This is a genomic window from Colwellia sp. MB3u-4 (assembly GCF_014077065.1).
Classification (GTDB): Bacteria; Pseudomonadota; Gammaproteobacteria; order Enterobacterales; family Alteromonadaceae; genus Cognaticolwellia.
Genome location: NZ_JACGVE010000047.1, coordinates 1 through 264, shown reverse-complemented (window position 1 = coordinate 264; position 264 = coordinate 1). Strand labels below are relative to the sequence as shown.

General features: G+C 41.3%; 1 rRNA gene. It reads right to left on the bottom strand.

Annotated elements, in window-relative coordinates:
- Window positions 1-87: ribosomal RNA gene (gene rrf, locus H4J61_RS02235) — 5S ribosomal RNA — on the bottom strand; the annotation flags it as partial.
- Window positions 88-264 lie beyond the last annotated feature (177 nt).

Sequence of the window (264 nt, the reverse complement as noted above, 5' to 3'; positions counted from 1 at the left end):
AACTCCCACACTACCATCGGCGCTAACACGTTTCACTTCTGAGTTCGGAATGGGATCAGGTGGGGCCATGTCGCTATTGTCGCTAGACAAAAAGGGTACAATCTAAAAAGCTGTATCAGTGAGACTTGTCTCAGTGATGTATAAATACATTTGTGTTCTTTGTTTCTCTTATTCATCACTCATGTACGTGATGTTGCATATTCCTACGCAATACTACTATGTCAAACAGCACACAACTTAAAACCACTTGGGTGTTGTATGGTT